Source organism: Armatimonas sp. (assembly GCF_043760365.1).
GTDB lineage: Bacteria > Armatimonadota > Armatimonadia > Armatimonadales > Armatimonadaceae > Armatimonas.
In genome coordinates this window covers 1-3,683 of the sequence record NZ_JAYUPA010000711.1, presented here as the reverse complement: position 1 = coordinate 3,683, position 3,683 = coordinate 1, and the positions used below count along the sequence as shown (strand labels likewise).

Annotated in this window: 6 protein-coding genes; 2 read left to right on the top strand and 4 right to left on the bottom strand. The window is 59.2% G+C overall.

All coding sequences use genetic code 11. The features are described from left to right. Positions 1–240: ThuA domain-containing protein (locus tag ACH2EH_RS16740; RefSeq protein WP_395143334.1), on the bottom strand; the 240-nt coding region annotated here is incomplete at its 3' end. Positions 241–294: 54 nt separating this feature from the next. On the opposite strand from ACH2EH_RS16740, the gene tmk reads away from it, so the two are divergent. Continuing rightward, positions 295–903: a dTMP kinase gene (gene tmk / locus ACH2EH_RS16735; protein WP_395143332.1), complete on the top strand. Its 609-nt coding sequence runs from the start codon at positions 295–297 to the stop codon at positions 901–903. Next, positions 900–1,874, top strand: coding sequence for a FecCD family ABC transporter permease (locus tag ACH2EH_RS16730; RefSeq protein ID WP_395143331.1), 975 nt, complete (start codon positions 900–902; stop codon positions 1,872–1,874). Before tmk ends, ACH2EH_RS16730 begins: the two co-directional genes overlap by 4 nt. Before the next feature lie 31 nt (positions 1,875–1,905). Here ACH2EH_RS16730 and ACH2EH_RS16725 read toward each other — a convergent pair whose 3' ends face one another. Genes ACH2EH_RS16725 through purS form a run of 3 tightly spaced genes read right to left on the bottom strand, consistent with a single transcriptional unit; the run spans position 1,906 to position 3,516 of the window. Beyond that, positions 1,906–2,586, bottom strand: a complete 681-nt coding sequence (locus ACH2EH_RS16725) for a Crp/Fnr family transcriptional regulator (protein WP_395143329.1) — start codon at positions 2,584–2,586, stop codon at positions 1,906–1,908. 7 nt (positions 2,587–2,593) lie between these two features. Further along, positions 2,594–3,277, bottom strand: coding sequence for a phosphoribosylformylglycinamidine synthase subunit PurQ (gene purQ, locus ACH2EH_RS16720; protein WP_395143336.1), 684 nt, complete (start codon positions 3,275–3,277; stop codon positions 2,594–2,596). 2 nt (positions 3,278–3,279) lie between these two features. Next, the gene (gene purS, locus ACH2EH_RS16715; protein ID WP_395143328.1) at positions 3,280–3,516 is read right to left on the bottom strand and encodes a phosphoribosylformylglycinamidine synthase subunit PurS; all 237 of its coding nucleotides are present in this window, start codon (positions 3,514–3,516) and stop codon (positions 3,280–3,282) included. Between the last annotated feature and the right edge of the window lie 167 nt (positions 3,517–3,683).

The window sequence follows — 3,683 nt, the reverse complement described above, 5'->3', positions numbered from 1 at the left end:
CCCAGACTTCACCGCATTGACTAGAGCTTTCTCTTGCTCGCCCGTGATCTGTCCCATAGTCCAGACCGGAACAATAAGATTAAATGTCGAAAGGTCGTTTGTCATATACGCATCGAGGGTATTCTCGACAGTGACCTCGAAGCCCTTGCCCCGCAGAGCCTCCGCAAATAACTCTCCCACTTCCTTGGGCTGATGCCCGTCCCAGCCGCCCCAGACGACTAGCGCTTTTCGTGTTGCCATAGGCCAGAGGATACCACAAAGCCCCTATAGTGGTACAAGTGATACAATCCCGCCGTGGGAAGTTTTTTCACTTTCGAGGGGCCAGACGGCGCGGGTAAGACCACGCAGATCGGGCGGCTGGAAACGGCGCTGGCCGAGCGCGGCTATAAAACGCTGCGCACCCGTGAGCCAGGCGGCGACTTTGTGGGCGAGCAGGTGCGCCAGCTTCTTCTGGATCGTAGCGCCATGACACCCGAGGCGGAGTTCTTGCTCTTTGCCGCCAGTCGCGCCCAGAACGTGGCGCAAGTGGTGCGGCCCGCGCTGGAAGCCGGAAAAATCGTCCTTTGTGACCGCTTCACGGACTCGTCGCTGGCCTACCAGGGCTTTGCGCGGGGGCTCTCGGTTGAGTTCATTCGTGCCGCCAACGCCTTTGCGACCCGTGGCCTCACTCCGCACAAAACTTTTCTGCTTGATGTGCCCGTGTCCATCGGCAAGGCACGGCGCTCTACGGGCGAGACAAATCGGCTAGACCGTGAGGCGGAGGCGTTTCATCAGCAGGTTCGTGATGGCTATCTCCGTGTCGCTGCCGAGGAGCCCGATCGTTTCGTGATTATTGACGGCACCCAACCCGAGGCGAGAGTTTTCGAACAGCTCTGGGCGGCGGTGCAGGCCCTCCTGCCGTGAGACGCCTGCCGTTCTGGCCGGTGTTGGCCGGAGCACTACTGCTTTGCCTGGGTAGTATTGCTCTCGCAGCGCTGATGGGGGAGCGAGCTTTGAGTTTGTCTGCGGCGTGGCACGAGCTTCTTCATCATGGAAGGATTGTCTGGGAGTTTCGTCTGCCACGTATTATCGCCGCAGCATTTGTGGGTGCAGCGCTGGCGGTGGCGGGAGTTGGCTTGCAGGGTCTCACGGGAAACCCGCTGGCTGATCCCTATCTTGTCGGAGTTGCTTCGGGAGCCTCGCTGGGCGTGGGTATGGGAGTGCTGCTGGGAATCGCCGATACGCCGGGCCAGCCCCTGCTCTCACTTCTGGCGCTAGCCTGCGCCTTGCTGGCAACCGCTCTCGTCTTCACACTCGCTCGCTCAGGCAGGCAGCTCTCCCTCTCAGGATTTCTTCTGGCCGGGATAGTCGTCGGGACTTTTTTGGCCGCGCTGGTCAATCTCTTACTCAGCCTTGCTGGAAAAGACCAGAGCCTGATCCTGCGGCGGCTTATGGGGTATCTGGACAATGCAGAGTGGGCACAGCTCGCGATTCTTGCGCCTGTGACCGTACTGGGAGCCGTGGTGCTTTCCCTGTGCGGCAAGGGGCTGGATGCGATGGCGTTTGGCGAGGCGACGGCACGCTCTGTGGGTGTGGAAGTGGAGCGCTTCAAGCTCGGGGTGCTCGCCCTGATCGCGCTCCTCACGGCGTGCGCGGTAGCGGTCTCTGGGGTGATCGGGTTTGTCGGGCTGGTCGTTCCCCACCTCGCCAGAGCACTCCTAGGGCCACCGCACCGTCCTCTGGTGCCCGTGGCCGCGCTGCTCGGTGCGGCGCTCTTAGTACTGGCGGATCAGCTCTCTCGAAGCATTGTCCCGAGTACTCTTTTGCCCATTGGGGTGGTCACTGCACTTTTGGGCGCACCTTTTTTTGCGTCTCTGCTTCGCCGACAGCTCTGAGATTGCGCTTGCTACTGTGCGCACAGTAAGCTTACTGTGCGCGCTTGGCTAGGGCATCGTGGTTGTAGACAGTGATGTGGTAGGTCGTGTCCACGGCGATGTAGCCTTTTTGCTTAAAGTAGCCCATCGCTTTGTTCACGGACTCCCGCGATGCTCCCACCAGGCTTGCCATGTCGTTCTGGGTGAGCCGCAGCCCTATCAGACGGCCCCCCGTTACCTCGGTGCCGTGGGTCTTGGAGAGGTGCAGGAGCTGGCTGGCGATGCGCCCATAGACATCCTGGCTGGAGAGCGAGCGAATCCAGCTTGTCGCGCGGCGCAGGCGGCCCGCAAGCTGCTTGAGAAGCTCGACAGCGATTGCAGGCACGGCATGCAAACAGGCGTGGAAGTCATCAGCAGGCAGTACGAGCACCTCCGTGGGCTCCAGGGCAACCACATCGGCGGAGCGCTCCTCGCCATCCAAGACAGAGAGCTCGCCAAAAAAGTCCCCCGGACGATAGATTGCAATAATGGTCTCGTCTTCAGAGTCGAGGTAGGCACACTTCGCTTTCCCCGATGTCAGAATAAACAGAGCATCTCCTGGGCTGTCGCGCCGGACGATCACATCTCGCTCAGCGTAGCTTTGCCGCTTCAGGTGTTTTGCGACATACTCCAGCTGCTCCTCAGTGAGCCCGGAAAAGAGCGGAACCGCTCCCAGTGCCTTTGCTAGCATCATGTGTCTGTTATACCTGAGCTTCAGTCAGGGTCGCAACGATCCCACGAAACAAACAGGCGCCCTCTGCAGACCCCAAACCCGCTCGGGTAGCCCGCTCCGGGTGAGGCATCATCCCCATCACATTGCGATTAGGCCCCCCCACGATCCCCGCGATATCGTCCTGTGAGCCGTTTGGGTTCCCACTAGCATACCGAAATAGAATCTGATCCTCTGCGATAAGCTGCGCGTGAGTCGCTTCGTCGCAGACATAGCGCCCTTCGCCATGTGCAATCGGGATCGAGAGAGTCGCGCCTCTCTCACAAGCACGAGTGAACGGCGAGCTAACGGTCTCGACACGCAGGTCCACGTGCTTGCAGGCAAACTTCAGTCCCTCGTTGCGAGCCAGTGCTCCAGGCAAGAGCCCCGCCTCGCAGACAATCTGGAAGCCATTGCAGATTCCCATGACGAGGCCGCCCTCCAGGGCGAACTTCGCCACTGCATCCATGATTGGTGCAAAACGAGCAATTGCTCCCGCTCTTAAAGCATCACCGTAGGAGAACCCGCCCGGGACGATCACTATATCCACGGCTTGCAGATCCGTGTCGCGGTGCCAGAGGAGCTTTGCCTCGCCACAGCCTAGCTCCTGCCAAGCGTTTGCGGCATCGCGGTCGCAGTTGGAGCCCGGGAAGACAATCACCCCTGCGGTAAACAAGCTCACTCCTCCACCTCAGCTACCTCAATGCGATAGGACTCCATCACGGGATTGGCCAGCAGCTTCTCGCACATCGCCGTGGCATCTGCCGGAGTCTGGGTCTCCAGTTCGATCACTTTTCCCACACGGACATTTTGCACATCGGTGTAGCCCAGGCTGTGGAGTGCTTCCTGAATGGTGCGACCTTGAGCATCCAGGAGGGAGGGCTTGAGCGTGACGGTAACAGTGATTTTGGGCAAGAGAGGTTCCTTTCGAGTACTAAAAATCTTGGGTGGGACGCTTTCCAGTATGCCATGACTTTTAGGGAACTGTCAAGGAAAAAAGAGAGCTTCGTTTTTCGCCTCGCGTCTCTTTTCTTATTTCTGCTATCTCTTTTTTTTTATTACTCTTATAGTAGTAGTAGGGG